We start from the raw sequence: 14813 nt of genomic DNA on the forward strand, positions 1-14813 counted from the left end.
ATCGGCCGGCGGGGTTCCGGTATCAGTTGAAGTCTGTTCAGCAGGTTGATTATTGCCTTCATTTGGTGTCTCTCCGTTTTGGGTTTCTTCCTCCCCGTTCTGCTCCTTCTGATCCACTGTCGGCAATTTATTTCCGGTCAGTTTCAGATCACCTTCGAACAGATTATTCAGCGCATCTTCAAGGTTATTTCCGATTCCGTGCTTGAAATCGGTCCCGTCCTGATACCCCACTATTATCTTTTTGACCTGGGGTATTGAGGATTCGCTTTTTGACTGGATATATATTGGTTCCACATAAAGTACACTGTTCTCTATGGGTATTACAAGCAGACTGCCCTTAAATACATTGGATTTACCCTGTCCCCATAATGTATTGTATTCGGATATTTCACTGATCTGGTTGATATTGACCTCAACCTGGTCAGGTCCCAGTATATTTGTATTTTTGGGGAAGTTGAAAAGTATCATCTCACCGTAATTATCCTTTGAATTTCTTACAGCCAGCCAGGATATCATATTATGCTTGCCTGCCGAAGGAGTGAACGGTCTCATGAGTATTAACTCCTCTGTCTTGCCCAAATCATCGGGGAGCTTGATCATATTGTAATAGGCATCTATATCCCTGACTTTATCGGGGCTGTTCTCATCGGGATATTTTGCGATATTCCAGGCATCCTGGTTTGTATAGAAATTCGATATGTTTTCCTCATGCTCATTGGGGTCAAGATGGTATTTCTTTAAAACCTCGGTCTGTATCTTGAACAAGGTTTCAGGATACCTTGTATGCGAAGCTATATCCTCAGGCAGCGGCTCCTTTGAGAATACCTCCGGATAAACCTTCTGATATGCCTGGATTATAGGATCTTCCTTATCTATCACATAATACCTGACAGTCCCGTCATATGCGTCAACAGTTATCTTCACCGAATTTCTGATGTAGTTTATACCGTTCAAAGCTCTCAGATCGGGCTCGCTGCTCTGGGTATAAAAGTTCTGTGCATAGGGGTAGTTATCTGAGACGGTGTATGCGTCCAGCACCCACTTGAGCCTTCCGTCAGAGGTTATGGTCATGGCAGGGTCCGAATCAACCTTCAGGAACGGAACTCCTTTTTGGGCTCTTTCCACAACATTCCTGTTCAGCAGTATCTGTGATTCGGAATTTATGTTACTGGACACCAGTATGTTTGCATCCATGTACTTGGTTGCAAACAGCAATCTGTTCAGCAGATTCAGCTTTATTTTTTCTGTGTCCCCGGCCTCAAAATAGTTGACTGCGGTTCCGTCATAATCAATTTCAGCCTCTTTCTTTGAAGCCTTGGGATTGACAATGACAAAGTTGTTGGTCAGTTCTCCGTAATATATCCTGGGTTCGGTAATATTGAGATTTTGCTTGTCAACTGTGTCCATTTTCAGACCGCTTAACAGGAATTCCACCTGTCCCTGTGCAGTTACCTTGTTTATGGGATTGACAACCACCCCGTAACCGTGGGTGTATTTGAAAGTCCTGTTGACAAAGTTTTGATTCTGAAGATTTGACGTGTTGATTTCTCTTGCAGAAATGAGTACAGGTATCTCTTTGCCGTTTACTGTATAATTCAGAATATCCCCTGTTGAAAAGGTGTAAAAGTTTGTATTGCTTTGAAGCTGCTTATTGCTGTTAAGAGTAGGAGCATAATCAACAACTCTTATGTTGTCAATGGTATTTCTGTTATTTTTGATTATTTCGGGTGTCAAATCCTCTATGGTTTTGAAATCGTACTGCTTTATTTTATCAAGTCCATAGGCTGCCCTTGTTTCAATCATATTGTTTTTCAGATAATTTTTTTCATATTCAAACTCATTTGGTTTGACAAAAACCGTCTGGATTATTCCGGAGGTTATTGTGACCAGTATAAAGAGCACAGGATAAACTGCTATGGTGAAGGCGGCTTTTTTCAGCTTTCCCTTCCACATGAAAAGAAAGGCAATGATAACTATGGCCAGCACAATGACCGGTGCAATGGTATAAAACCTGATCCATATATTTGTGCTGGAGAAGCCTGAACCGTTCACTCCCGTTTCAGTAAAGCTTGAATACAAAAGTCCCTCTCTCTGAAACTTGTAGGATACCGATTTGAGTACAAAAAATATGGCTACGTTTAACAGGTTGTGTCGGAGCAATATCTTATCCTTAAGGGTATCTGCTGAAAAAGTGTTGTTTAAAGCCGTCAGCAGTACCAGGACATAATAAATTGCCGAATAGATCACAATGAACAGCCACAGGTTGGATATGAAGTCCAGAAGCGACATATAAAAGGGCCTTTGGAACATGTAATATCCGATATCCTGTCCGAATTGGGGATCAACCCTTCCGAATTTAACCGAATTCAAGAACAGGAGTGCCTTACCGTAAAAGTAATCCTTTGTCAGGTATGCTCCTATAATCCCAATGATCAAAGCAATGGGAGCATTATACATTTTTCTGGCTTCCAGATTGTTATGAGCGAAATATTTCTTAAGATTTTTGATAATAAAAATGTTTGAAATATATACAAACAAACTTATAACAACGAAGCTCAATAAAATGAAAATAATCTTATACAGCAGATTTGTTGTAAAAACCGACGGATAATCGGCTTTTGGATTCAGTTCCCTGAGCTGTATCAATTCCATATATATGGAACTGCCTATTATGGCGCCGACAATCAAAACTGCAAGTATAACTATAAATGTAATTTTGCCCGTATTGCTCTTTTTATTTTTTTCCTTGTAGTAATCATAATTTATTTCTTTTTCCATGTTTACTCCTTTCGCACCCATTCCCCGGTCAAATACCCCTGAAAATAATTTTATAAAGCTTTGAGAGATGTGGTGATATCACTCATACCACCTTCTGAATTTATTGCATCGGCATTATGAAAATAATGCTTCAACAAATTCCGTTGCATCAAACCTCTGGAGATCATCTAGCTGTTCTCCCACTCCTATGAGCTTGACAGGTATATCAAGCTCGGACTTGATTGCTACCACTATACCGCCTTTTGCCGTTCCGTCCAGCTTTGTCAGGACTATACCTGTTATGTCGGCGGTTTCACTGAAGGTCTTGGCCTGGGATATTGCATTCTGACCTGTTGTGGCATCAAGTACAAGCAAGGTTTCGCGGTCGGCTCCCGGAAGTTCCCTGTCCAGAACCCTGGATACTTTTTTGAGCTCCTCCATAAGGTTCTTCTTGGTGTGAAGTCTTCCCGCCGTATCACAAATGAGCAAATCGGCCTTTCTGGACTTGGCCGCCTGCACCGCATCATATATTACCGCTGCCGGATCAGAACCCTCCTTTTGAGCTATTACGTCCACGCCCACCCGTTCGGCCCATATTTCAAGCTGGTCAATGGCAGCGGCTCTGAAGGTATCCCCGGCGGCCAGCAGAACTTTCTTGCCCTGCTGTTTGTAAAGGTTGGCAATTTTCCCTATGGATGTGGTTTTGCCCACCCCGTTTACCCCGATGACAATGATCACAGCAGGTTTGGTATCCAACTTAAACTCATTGCCGCCTTTTGAAAGAATTTCCTGAAGTTCCTCCTTTAAAAGGTCTTTTACCTTCATGGCATCAATTATTTTTCTTTCGCGCACCTTGGACTTGATATCCTCTATAACCCTCATGGTCGTGTCTATCCCAAGATCGGAAGTGATCAGTATTTCCTCCAGCTCATCAAACAACTCTTCATCTACCTTGCCGAATGATACAAGTACCTGATCTATTTTCTCAGTGATACTTTTTCTGGTTTTCATCAATCCGTCTTTAAGTTTATCGAAAAAGCCCATTCCAATCCTCCAAATTTTTAATGTATGTTTTTGTAACTTTCTCAGCTTGCCTTTTCGCCCATCTTCATGGAAACCACCTTGGATACGCCATGTTCCTGCATGGTCACACCGTACATGGTGTCGGAGGCCTCCATGGTGCCCTTGCGGTGTGTTACAATGATAAACTGGGTCTTTTGCGAGAACTTCTTCACATACTCGCCAAACCTGTAAACATTTGCATCATCCAGCGCCGCCTCTATTTCATCCAGAAGGCAGAAAGGTGTGGGTTTCAGCCTCAGTATGGCAAATAAAAGGGCAATGGCCGTAAAGGCACGCTCGCCTCCCGAGAGCAGCATCATGTTCTGAAGCTTTTTTCCTGGGGGCTGAACCTCGATCTCAATTCCGCTCTCAAGAACATTTTCCTGATCGGCAATGATAAGCTCGGCTCTGCCGCCGCCGAACAGCTCCCGGTATACTATGCCGAAGTTCTCATTGATAAGCTTGAATTGCTCAATGAACTGCTTCTTCATTATTTGAACCATTTCGGTAATGATTTTATGCAGCTTGTCCTTGGCCTGCTCCATGTCATTTTTTTGAACAGACATAAACTCAAAGCGTTCCCTGGTTTTTATATAATCGTCAATAGCCGATACATTAACCGGGCCAAGCATTTTTATCTGTGCCCTGTAGTCATTGATTGTCCTTTGGGCCTGCGGAATGCTTGGGAGCTCTTTTTTAATTTCAAGGGCATTGGAATAGGTCAGTTCATATTCGTCCCACATCCTGTCCTGTATTGCCTTCATTTCAGCTTCTGCCCTGGTATTCCTGACATCTATCCTGTTATATTCCTCCTGGAGCAGCAGTATGGTCTTATTGGTGGAATTCAGCTTTTCAATGAAATCTGAGGATTCTTCCTCCAAAACCTTCTTCTCTTCAACAAGCCTGTCTATTTCAAAAGTCTTGCCTGTTTTTTCATTCTGCAAACCTTTTATCAGATTTTCAAGACCTTCAATGGCCTGCCTGAGGGATAGAGTTTCATTGGCCGCCCGCTGCCTTTCATTTTGCTTTCTTGCAATGCTCTTTTGCATTGCTTCTTTTTCAGAGCCGATTCTATCCATGTGTTCATTTACACTCTGAATACTTTCAACAATGGAATTGACCGAAATTTTAAAGTCGGTTATTTCCTGATGCAGCTCATCCCTCACAGACTGGTCGGCTTTGTATTTTTCCTGGTGCTCTGCGATAATGGATTTTGTTTGGGCAATATCTTTTTCTATATTCTCAAGTTCTTCCTCATATTTTTTCTGTTCAAGGACGGTTTCCTGCTCCTGCTTTGCAATCTGAGCCTTTTCATCGTTGAGCATGCCGATTTTGGCATCTGTTTTTCTCATGTTGTCCTCAAGCATGCCCAGATGGTTTTCATCCCTTGTTTTCACAAGTTCACTGTCCCTGAGTTTATTATTTTCTTCATTATATTCTGTTTCTACCTCTGAAAGCATACTTCTCACTTCATTGATTTTGCTGCCCAGAGAAACCTCCTCTTTTTTCAGGGCTTCGACTGACGTCTCAAGTTCGGTAATTTCCCTGCTTCTGCTCAATATGCCAGAGCTTTTGTGATCATTGCTTCCTCCCGACATGGAGCCGCTTGTACTCAATATATCTCCTTCAAGCGTAACTATTCTAAAGGTATAACCGAATTTTTTAGCAATGCCTATACCTGCATCCAGGTTTTCAACCACTGCCACCCTGCCCAGAAGATTTAAAACTATGCCCTTATACCTGCTGTCGCAGGTGACCAGATCTGAAGCCAGACCGCAAAAGCCTTTAAATTCTTCAAGCCTCCGGATGGTATTATCATCCAGGCGTTTACCGTTAACAGCCGTAACAGGCAAAAAGGTAGCCCTTCCTATTCTGTTCCTTTTCAGAAATTCTATTGCTTTTTTTGCATCTTCTTCGGTTGATGCAATTATGTTCTGAAGCGCGCTGCCCAGGGTCATTTCTATTGCAGTCTCATATTTTTTGTCAACGGAAATAAGCTGGGCCACCGTACCATGTATACCGCTCCCAAATTCGCCCGAAGACTGGCAGGCGTGCATTATTTCCTTGACGCTCCTGCTGTAGCCCTCCATGCTTTTTTCCATATCCTTCAGCATCCGGTGTCTGGAGGATTTGACCTGAATATCCGTTTTAACGGTTCCGTGCTGTTTTTCCATGGTTTGCAGGGTGCTCTGAAGCTCATTCCTCTCATTGCTCAGCTCCTGCATTTTTGTACTGGAATGCTTTATAAGCAGGACAGTATTCCTTATACTTTCGGCCAGATCTTCCTTCTTCATATTATCCTTGTCTTTTTCCAGCTTCAAGGAATATATTTCTGTCCCAATGGAATTTTGTCTTTTCTTAAGATTTTCTATATGATTCCTGATATTGTTTATCTGTGTCCTCTTGTCCGATTGAAGGTCAAGCTTATCCATAATACCGGCCTTCATTTTTTCAATCTGCTGTTCACTCTCGCTCAGGGTTGAAATAATTGCATCAAGCTCAGACTGGTAAGCCTCAAGCTTTTTTGAAAAATCGGCATACTGCTTGTTCAAATAATCGATTTTCCCCTGCCGGGTTTTTTCTTCCTTTAAAAGCTCTTCGGATTTGGTTTGTATTTCAGATATTTCATCATCAAGTCTCTTGATATTCTGATCAAGGCCATTGATTTTTTCATTGTTAAGATTTATTTCCGAACTGTTTTTTTCGAGATTTGTTTCAATGACATAAAACTTCTCCCTGGCTTCGGTGATTTTTTCTTCCAGGGTCTTCAGCAGTTCGGTTTTCTGCTGGTTTTGGGCTGTAATATTTCTAAGCTTTCTCTCTTCAGCCTCTATATTATCCTTTATATCCTTGAACTGACCCTCGTATTCCTTTATCTTTTCCTTGAATTTATCTATACTGTCCAGATAGACGTTTACTTCCAGCTCTTTTAAACCTTCTCTCAGGGAAAGATATTTCTTTGCTGCGTCAGACTGTTCTCTGAGGGGTTCCAGCTGACTTTCAAGCTCGTTGATAATATCGTTGATACGCACAAGATTCTGTTCGGTAAGCTCAAGCTTTCTCTCGGCCTCCTGTTTTCTGACCTTGTACTTCATTATTCCTGAGGCTTCCTCAAATATGTGCCTTCTGTCCTCGGATTTGGAACTGAGGATTTCATCAACACGGCCCTGACCGATGATGGAGTATCCGTCCCTGCCTATTCCCGTATCAAGGAAAAGCTCATGTATGTCCTTAAGCCGGCATGACGTCTTGTTTATGTAATATTCACTTTCACCTGAACGGTAAACTCTTCTTGTAATGGTAACTTCGCTGTAGGATACAGGAAGATAGTTATCCGAATTATCAATTGTCAGAGATACCTCAGCAAAACCCACAGATTTTCTGTGTTCGGTTCCTGCAAAAATCACATCCTCCATTTTGCTGCCCCTGAGAGTTTTTGCACTTTGCTCACCTAAAACCCATCTGACCGCATCACCGATATTGCTTTTACCACTTCCGTTAGGGCCAACTACAGCAGTAATACCTGATGTAAAATCCAGATTTATCTTATCTGCAAATGATTTAAACCCCTGTATTTCAAGTTTTTTCAGATACATTTACACACCCCGAAAATTAGTTGATAACCTTTTTAAAACTTGGTTAAATTTTAGCATACTTTAAGTCTTAAGGGAAGGAAATAAAACAATACCATCAGCCCGATTCCTTTCAGACTGACGGTATTCCTCACTTTATCCTCATAAATTTTCGTGCTATTCCCACAATAGGCCTGTACAGAATACCTTCCATTTCCCGGCTGACCACTTTTAACTGGCTGCGTATGGCGATGCTTTGGGGGCAGTGACTTTCGCACTTTCCGCAATTCATGCACCGGGAAGCATAGGCCGGTTTGGCTGCCAATGCCCCAAGGCTCTGGAAATATCTTATTCTAACCGATCTGTCCTTCGTAAGATATTTATCATTGTAGTGTGAAAAGCAGGCCGGGATGTCCACTCCGGCAGGGCAGGGCAAACAGTAACCGCAGGCTGTGCACGGAATCTTTGTCTTCTCATGCATGACTTTCTTCACATTTTCAAAAACAGCAAGTTCTTCTTTTGAGAGTGAGTTGGGTACTGCATCGGAAGCCATCCGTATATTATCTGCAACCTGTGCTTCATCACTCATACCAGACAGGACCACATTGACCTCCGGATGGTTCCAAATCCATCGAAAAGCCCATTCGGCGGGAGACCTGTCCTTATCGTAATCATTAAAAGCCTTCTTAACCTCCTGGGGCAGGTGCGTTACAAGCTTTCCTCCTCTCAGGGGCTCCATGACTATTACAGGAATCCCCATGCTTGCGGCAAGCCTCAATCCATCCCTGGTGGCCTGGTTGTTCTCATCCATATAATTGTATTGTATCTGGCAGAAATCCCAGGGATAAGCCTTGAGTATCGACTCAAAATCAGCTTTCCCTCCATGAAAGGAGAAGCCGATATTTTTGACGGTACCTTTTTCCTTGAGCTCTTCAAGCCACTTCAATACGCCAAGCCCGGCCAATCTGTCAAAGGACGGCTTATCGGTAAGCATGTGCAGGAGGTAATAATCAATATAATCAGTCTTGAGCCGGGAAAGCTGTTTTTCAAATATTTTGCGGGCATCTTCAATTTTCCTGACCATAAACGGCGGAAGCTTGGTAGCAATCCTGACCCGCTCCCTGTACCCGCCCGATAAAGCTTGCCCCAGGAGGGATTCACTTCTGCCGGCATGGTATATATATGCAGTGTCAAAATAGTTGACACCTTTTTCAATTGAATCCCTGATCATGGCAATAGCTCTTGGCTCGTCTATACTGCCGGTCTTTGTAGGGAACCGCATGCACCCAAAGCCTAATATGGAAAGTTCCTCACCGTTTTTTTGATTTTTTCTTGTTAACATATTGACCTCCTAAGCCATATTTATGACTTTGAGCCGCAACAGCGGCCGCCAAATTCAATTATAAATCCCTTAACCTTACTTTTGCCATGTATTCATGTCCTTCGGGAGCAGGCCCGCCGGACAAATCGAACTCAACTGCCTTACCCTGCTGTTCCGCAGACAGCCACAGATGGCATAATGCTATTCCGATGTCAATAATATTCATCCTTCCATAAAGCTGTGCTTTTATTATATTCAGCTTTTTGCGGCTGACAATGATCTCCTGTGCGTCCCCGCTGAAATACCAGGCCTGTGTATTGGCAGCCGAGGGTGCCAGTCTCACAGGTTCAAGCAGTTGTTCGGCGCCTTTGATTGAAGTAATCTCTGACAGGCTGTTTCGTTTAAACTGCTCTATGCCTGTTCTGTGAACAGGTTCGGACGGGTTTCCAAATGCCAGCATGATTACATATTCAAAGCCATCCCTGCCCTGTGGAACACTTTTGTTGGGCTTTGCTGCTCCCAGCCAGCAGCTTCCCAGCTGGTTTGCCGAAAGATACAGATCTATCTGCTGCATTATAAAGCCCGCATTTATCAAATAGCCCTCTTTTTTTTCGGAGTAAAAGGATATGTAATGAGGTGCTTTTATAGCAAAAATACTGCTGACCTCATTACCCGACTGAATGGAAAATTCGGTTTTGATGCCTTCATCCAGCCTTTTGACACCTTGCATGAAAGTCTTAAGCTGATCAAGCTTCTCCTGTCCCAGAGGTGTCATATCAAACCTCCTGACTGATTTCCTGTTAAAAATCACATTGTAAAGCTCACCGTTGGTCATTTACACATTCCTCCTTTACATTTTTTTATGTCCTTCAAATCATTTCCGGCCAGTATTTCATTGACAAAGCCCGTAATTCCCTCCGACCTCTGAGCTTTATCATAAAAGTCAAAGCCCGTATGTTGTTTTATAATATCGGTTTTTAAGAATACAAAATTAAAAACACCTGCTATTAAGAAGTTCTTGATGAGAATTGTTTTTGTATTGCCCTCCAGCAGTTCGTCAAGACTTTGGTTGAATTCCCGTATATCGCTCAAAATATGCGGCTGCCCGTCGTTCTCAGCCAAATTATCCAGAATTGCTATCCTGCTTATTTCGGGATTATCAGCTAAAAAGTCGGCAACCTCTTTTAAAATGAATGTCAGGCGTTCCTTTGCAGGACGATTTTCATATCTTTTAAGCTTTTGATGCAGCTTGGCCTTAGCTTCTACCATTACCTCGCGGACTGCGGTTTTCATCAAATTGTCCTTGCTTTGAAAGTGGTAGTTGACCATACCGTTTCCAACACCGGCTGCTTCGGTGATTTCGGCTACTGTTATATCGCCCGGCTTCTTTCCCTTGCAGATAAGTTCTCTTGTTACATTTATAAGCCTTTGTTTGGCGGTTTCCTTTTCGTTCATTCTATCCCCCATCTGCGTGCCATAAAAAAATTGAACGTGATACTGTATGTCATTCAGTATAGCGTTCAATTTTTGTAATGTCAATGATATTTAAGAAAGAGCTGTAATTTCCAAACTATTTCCCGAAGTCAATTACTATCGGCTGAAAGCCGATAGTTAAGGCTAAAGCCTTCTGAAGTACAAAAATCAGTCAAACCCAAACTGCGTTGAAAGCCAGCTTAAAAGTAATATTGGCCTGGAAGGCAAAGGCTTTCAACCGTAATTGACTTTGATAAACTACCTTACCGATACCAGCACACAGGCCTGAACCTGCTGCAGGCCCAGGTCTTCTATCTGCTTCAGCAGTTCAGCATCATAGGTTCCCGGCTGCAGCCAGATATATTTTATGCCAAGCCTTGCAGCTTCATCAATAAAGGCTCTTCCTCTTTTTGGCGAGACAACCATGTCAATTACTTCAGGAACAACTGGTAGAGATGTGAGATCCTTATAGCATTTGTCACCTTCCACAGTATCGTACATTGGATTCACCGGATAAACCTCGTAGCCTTTTGATTTCAGCTTTCTGAATATCATATTCCCATATTTCTCCTGATCCTGGTTTGCGCCGACTACGGCCCATATCTTTTTTCCAAGCATTATTTCTTCCAGCATAATATCCTCCTTATTTACCAAAACGATAAGTATCATGGTTTAAAACAATTCTGATACCTATTATTATCTCTTATAAAATAAAAATCAATATTTATATAATATATTCGGATTAATCATAGCTTATGTTGTTTACATAATTTCGTATAATTCGTAACCTTATAATTTCTCATAGCATAAAATATTCTGTAAGTATTTTACAAAGTAGAAGGAGGTTGGCCTGATGCCAAACGATTGGTCTAATAACCCATATATGCATATGATGAATCTCCCTCAGAAATACGAGCCCATGATGGAAATGCCCCAGGAGCAGCTGGAATCAATGTTTCCAAGATGTTACTATATAATTTATCCTGAGGTATGCCGACATTGTGACAGAATGGTTTCAAAAAAAGGAACAATGTATACTCCTAACCGTGAAGAGTTGGAAAATATTATCGATGATATCGACAATAGAGTCGGTCATGAGGTTGAAGCCGAATACGAGGATAATGAATACGCAGAAAATCCTGAAACTATGGGTACTTTTGAGAACTTCGAAAAAATGGGTGCTTTTGAGAATTTCCAAAAAGAACGTGACGATAGACAATTTGGTTTCGGAGGAGGTTTTTTCGGAGGAAGAAGACGGTTCCGCAGGGATTTGGTTTCTATCATCCTGTTAAGGGAATTGCTCAGAAGAAGACGCCGTCCTTACGGCTATGGTTTCGGCTATCCCGGAGGATACGGCTTCTATTAGTACAGTACAACTTCAATAAGTGGGAAGCTCATCAGAGGTACATGCCTGAAATCACGGTGGAATACCAGTGTCTTAGCCGTAAATCCAATTTCAGGCAGTACTTTTTTTGTTTTTCTTTTTTTACAGAATATCACAAGCATCAGTTCATTTTAATATAATAAAATAGGACTATTTCTTATATGTCCTGATTTAATATAAAACGATTTTATCTTGCGTTTTCATAACTATTTTATGGCCGCTATTGCGGCTCAAAGCCATACATGGCTTGGTGGATTAGCTTGAATCTCATCAAAATTTGTGGCCGCTATGCGGCTCAAAGCCATACATGGCTTAGGAGGTTAATATGTTAGTTAATATGGTACCTACAGGTCAGCACCAGCTGCCGCCGCTTCCCTACACCTATAGTGCGCTTGAGCCTGTGATAAGCCAAACTACTCTAAGGCTGCATCACGATAAGCACCACAAGACCTACGTAGATGGCTTGAACAAAGCGGAAATAAGTCTTGAGCAGGCGCGGAGGAGCAACAATTATGATTTGATAAAATATTGGGAAAATGAGCTGGCTTTTAATGGCTCGGGACATATACTGCACAGTATTTACTGGACAATTATGGCCCCTTTGGGCATGGGCGGCAAGCCTGGTTCCAGTACTATGAATCACATAATGGCATATTTCGGCAATTTTAACGCCTTCAAAGAACAATTCAAATCGGCGGCCGAGAAAGTTGAGGCTTCAGGCTGGGGAATACTTACCTGGCAGCCCACCTGGAAAAGGCTTGAAATATTGATGTCTGAAAAACACCAGAATCTTACACAATGGAGCGGTATCCCGATACTTGTCTGCGATACCTGGGAACACGCCTATTACCTGGATTATCAGAATAACAGAAGAAAATATATTGACGCCTGGTGGGAGCTTATAAACTGGCATGAAGTGGAGCGGAGGCTTTTGATGGCTCTGAACGGCCAGGTAACACTTACCATGGGTATCTGACGCACTCGGCAGAAAATAATCAGGCTCGCTTTCCAGCGAGCCTGTAAATCCAATTTTAAAATTAGCGGGGCTGAATATAGAACTTAATGGCTGTTCTTTCCTCCCCATCGATATTAACCTCAGCAAAAGCAGGAACTGCAACCAGATCAATTCCATTAGGAGCAACAAATCCTCTAGTAATTGCAATTGCCTTAACCGCCTGATTCACTGCACCGGCGCCAACTGCCTGGATTTCCGCATAATTGTTGTCGCGTAATACAGCGGCTAATGCTCCAGCAACAGATTTGGGCTGCGAATTAGCTGAAACTTTTAGAACTTCCATAAATACATCCTCCTAAAAAATGCTTAATAAAATAATAAAAAAAAACAATTTATATATCTATCTATTAGTATTCTATATATTACTTCAAATTCCTTCTTTTTACATTTAAAAAATTATATAAACATCATTGACTAAATTTGTCACGTTTTCACATTAAATAAATCGACTTTATCCTTAGCTGTAACCCTTATATTTCCGATGTTGAATTCATTCATGATTTTTCTGAGGTTTTCACGCTTTTGCCCTATTATATTCGATATATTTTGGGGACTGCATTCAATATTAATTTCCTTAATATTAAAAAGTTCGTTCTCCCGGAAATATTCCTCAAGCCTGTTTCTCATGAGCCTGGACTGGACCAGCTGTCTGAAGGCTGGATGAAACGGGCCCGCAACCACATCGCCTGTTTCGCTGATATTTTCTGTGGGCTGGAGCCCGATCCTGATAACATTTATATTATTTCCTTCATAAAGCTCCAAAAGCCGAGCAGATATGTCAACTGCCTCCTCCAGAGACAAAGGCATATATTTCCCGGACTCATACATTTTTTGCAGGAAGGTGTCCCTTATTACAAGTGTGGGATATATTCTGACAATATCCGGGGCCATGGCAATTACTGCTCTTGCCGTATTTAACGCCTTTTCCACTGTATCACCGGGCAGGCCTATCATTGTCTGGATGCCCAGCGAAAACCCCTTTTCCCTGATCATTCGGGAAGCTTTTACGACTGTCTCCATATCATGGCCCCTGTTGCTGAAATTCAAAACCTGGTTGTCAAGACTTTGAGCACCCAGTTCTATGGTCTTTACACCATACCCTGATAAAAAATCCAGAATATCATAATTTATATAGTCCGGTCTGGTTGAGAGACGCATTTGCTTTACCTTGCCGGATTTTATATAACTTGCGCCTATCTCAAGATACCATTGCTGTTCTTCCTTCGGAATACCGGTAAAGCTTCCGCCGTAAAAGCCTATTTCAACAAAAGCATCCCGGCTGGTTTGCAAATATTCTTCTATTGTTTTTCTTATATCTGCTTCGCCGGCCTCTCCGGCCTGTCCGCTGATAGTTTTTTGATTGCAGTATATACAGTCAAAAGGACAGCCTTTATGAGGAACGAAAACAGGTATTACCATATGTTTTTTTATTTATAACACTCCCCCGGTCTGTGTCATTGGGCCGGCAGTTTGTCCAAAGCATCCTTGGCAGCATTCTGCTCGGATTCCTTCTTTGAACGTCCGCTTCCCTGTCCGCAGACAATATTATTGATTTTAATTTGTGTGACAAAGGTCTTATTGTGATCGGGACCTCTCTCTTCAATAACTGTGTAAGTTATCTGCTGCTCACCCTTTTGCTGGATCTTTTCCTGCAATTGGGTTTTATAATCATAGAAAAGCTTCCCCTGCATACTGCTTTTAATGATACTCTCCATATTTTTGAGAATAAAGGCTTTTGCCGTTTCAAAGCCCCCGTCAATATAAATTGCTCCAATCAAGGCTTCAAAAGCATCTGAAAGTATGGAGCTTTTTCTTCTTCCTCCCGAAAGCTCTTCTCCTTTTCCAAGCAGCAAAAGCTCTCCCAGATCAATATCTGACGCACACCTGGACAAGGAGTTTTCGCAAACGATTTTTGAACGGGTCACTGTCAGTTCCCCCTCCGGCAAGTCAGGATACATATTATACAAATGTTCGCTTATTGTAAGGCTTAAAACCGAATCCCCAAGAAATTCTATCCTCTCATTGTACTTGAGCTTCCCCGCTTTTTTCTCATTGGCATAGGAACTGTGGGTTATGGCAGTCAAAACGGTACTTTTATCCTTAAATACATAATTGATTCTTTCCTCAAGAATTGATATATTGTTTGTTTCGTTTTTTGAATTATTACTCATTATTTCCTCCGTTGCTACCGCTGATAAATGTTATATTACCTTAATCTCCTCTCTGTCC

At 42.0% G+C, this 14813-nt stretch carries 12 protein-coding genes; 2 read left to right on the forward strand and 10 right to left on the reverse strand.

Annotation, left to right across the window (positions count from 1 at the left end):
* The 7 genes from CTER_RS11810 to CTER_RS11840 all read right to left on the reverse strand — a co-directional run.
* The coding region (locus CTER_RS11810; RefSeq protein WP_004625830.1) for a UPF0182 family protein at positions 1-2778 on the reverse strand (2778 nt) is incomplete at its 3' end.
* A 114-nt stretch (positions 2779-2892) separates the two neighbouring features.
* The gene (ftsY, locus tag CTER_RS11815; RefSeq protein WP_004625868.1) at positions 2893-3801 is read right to left on the reverse strand and encodes a signal recognition particle-docking protein FtsY; all 909 of its coding nucleotides are present in this window, start codon (positions 3799-3801) and stop codon (positions 2893-2895) included.
* A gap of 41 nt (positions 3802-3842) precedes the next feature.
* Entirely contained in the window at positions 3843-7415 is a 3573-nt protein-coding gene (smc, locus tag CTER_RS11820) for a chromosome segregation protein SMC (RefSeq protein ID WP_004625757.1), read from the reverse strand.
* Between the two features lie 127 nt (positions 7416-7542).
* Positions 7543-8733 carry an aldo/keto reductase gene (locus CTER_RS11825; RefSeq protein WP_004625785.1) on the reverse strand — a complete coding sequence of 397 codons (1191 nt, stop codon included), beginning with the start codon at positions 8731-8733 and terminating at the stop codon, positions 7543-7545.
* 58 nt (positions 8734-8791) lie between these two features.
* Positions 8792-9547, reverse strand: coding sequence for a nitroreductase family protein (locus tag CTER_RS11830; RefSeq protein ID WP_004625871.1), 756 nt, complete (start codon positions 9545-9547; stop codon positions 8792-8794).
* Positions 9544-10167 carry a TetR/AcrR family transcriptional regulator gene (locus CTER_RS11835; protein WP_004625754.1) on the reverse strand — a complete coding sequence of 208 codons (624 nt, stop codon included), beginning with the start codon at positions 10165-10167 and terminating at the stop codon, positions 9544-9546. Before CTER_RS11835 ends, CTER_RS11830 begins: the two co-directional genes overlap by 4 nt.
* 276 nt (positions 10168-10443) lie before the next feature.
* Positions 10444-10818, reverse strand: coding sequence for a CoA-binding protein (locus CTER_RS11840; protein WP_004625771.1), 375 nt, complete (start codon positions 10816-10818; stop codon positions 10444-10446).
* Positions 10819-11038: 220 nt separating this feature from the next.
* Here CTER_RS11840 and CTER_RS11845 point away from each other — a divergent pair, with 220 nt between their 5' ends.
* Positions 11039-11551 (forward strand): hypothetical protein, encoded by a 513-nt coding sequence (locus tag CTER_RS11845; protein WP_004625880.1) that lies wholly within the window; start codon positions 11039-11041, stop codon positions 11549-11551.
* 343 nt (positions 11552-11894) lie between these two features.
* Positions 11895-12545 (forward strand): superoxide dismutase, encoded by a 651-nt coding sequence (locus CTER_RS11850; protein WP_004625796.1) that lies wholly within the window; start codon positions 11895-11897, stop codon positions 12543-12545.
* A 61-nt stretch (positions 12546-12606) separates the two neighbouring features.
* On the opposite strand, the gene CTER_RS11855 is transcribed toward CTER_RS11850, so the two are convergent.
* The 3 genes from CTER_RS11855 to rnc all read right to left on the reverse strand — a co-directional run bounded on the left by CTER_RS11855 (position 12607) and on the right by rnc (position 14755).
* On the reverse strand, positions 12607-12867 hold the full coding sequence (locus CTER_RS11855) for a stage V sporulation protein S (protein WP_004620400.1): 261 nt from the start codon (positions 12865-12867) through the stop codon (positions 12607-12609).
* Positions 12868-13007: 140 nt separating this feature from the next.
* Positions 13008-14003, reverse strand: a complete 996-nt coding sequence (locus CTER_RS11860) for an elongator complex protein 3 (RefSeq protein ID WP_004625736.1) — start codon at positions 14001-14003, stop codon at positions 13008-13010.
* Positions 14004-14038: 35 nt separating this feature from the next.
* Positions 14039-14755: a ribonuclease III gene (gene rnc / locus CTER_RS11865; protein ID WP_004625890.1), complete on the reverse strand. Its 717-nt coding sequence runs from the start codon at positions 14753-14755 to the stop codon at positions 14039-14041.
* Positions 14756-14813 lie beyond the last annotated feature (58 nt).

The sequence above is a fragment of the Ruminiclostridium cellobioparum subsp. termitidis CT1112 genome, assembly GCF_000350485.1.
In the GTDB taxonomy this organism is placed as follows: domain Bacteria; phylum Bacillota; class Clostridia; order Acetivibrionales; family DSM-1351; genus Ruminiclostridium; species Ruminiclostridium termitidis.

What these genes read in the sequence shown, in the direction of transcription:
- ftsY (WP_004625868.1), bottom strand. Translation starts at nt 3,801, where the DNA reads ATGGGCTTTTTCGATAAACTTAAAGACGGATTGATGAAAACCAGAAAA.
- smc (WP_004625757.1), bottom strand. Translation starts at nt 7,415, where the DNA reads ATGTATCTGAAAAAACTTGAAATACAGGGGTTTAAATCATTTGCAGAT.
- CTER_RS11825 (WP_004625785.1), bottom strand. Translation starts at nt 8,733, where the DNA reads ATGTTAACAAGAAAAAATCAAAAAAACGGTGAGGAACTTTCCATATTA.
- CTER_RS11830 (WP_004625871.1), bottom strand. Translation starts at nt 9,547, where the DNA reads ATGACCAACGGTGAGCTTTACAATGTGATTTTTAACAGGAAATCAGTC.
- CTER_RS11835 (WP_004625754.1), bottom strand. Translation starts at nt 10,167, where the DNA reads ATGAACGAAAAGGAAACCGCCAAACAAAGGCTTATAAATGTAACAAGA.
- CTER_RS11840 (WP_004625771.1), bottom strand. Translation starts at nt 10,818, where the DNA reads ATGCTGGAAGAAATAATGCTTGGAAAAAAGATATGGGCCGTAGTCGGC.
- CTER_RS11845 (WP_004625880.1), top strand. Translation starts at nt 11,039, where the DNA reads ATGCCAAACGATTGGTCTAATAACCCATATATGCATATGATGAATCTC.
- CTER_RS11850 (WP_004625796.1), top strand. Translation starts at nt 11,895, where the DNA reads ATGTTAGTTAATATGGTACCTACAGGTCAGCACCAGCTGCCGCCGCTT.
- CTER_RS11855 (WP_004620400.1), bottom strand. Translation starts at nt 12,867, where the DNA reads ATGGAAGTTCTAAAAGTTTCAGCTAATTCGCAGCCCAAATCTGTTGCT.
- CTER_RS11860 (WP_004625736.1), bottom strand. Translation starts at nt 14,003, where the DNA reads ATGGTAATACCTGTTTTCGTTCCTCATAAAGGCTGTCCTTTTGACTGT.
- rnc (WP_004625890.1), bottom strand. Translation starts at nt 14,755, where the DNA reads ATGAGTAATAATTCAAAAAACGAAACAAACAATATATCAATTCTTGAG.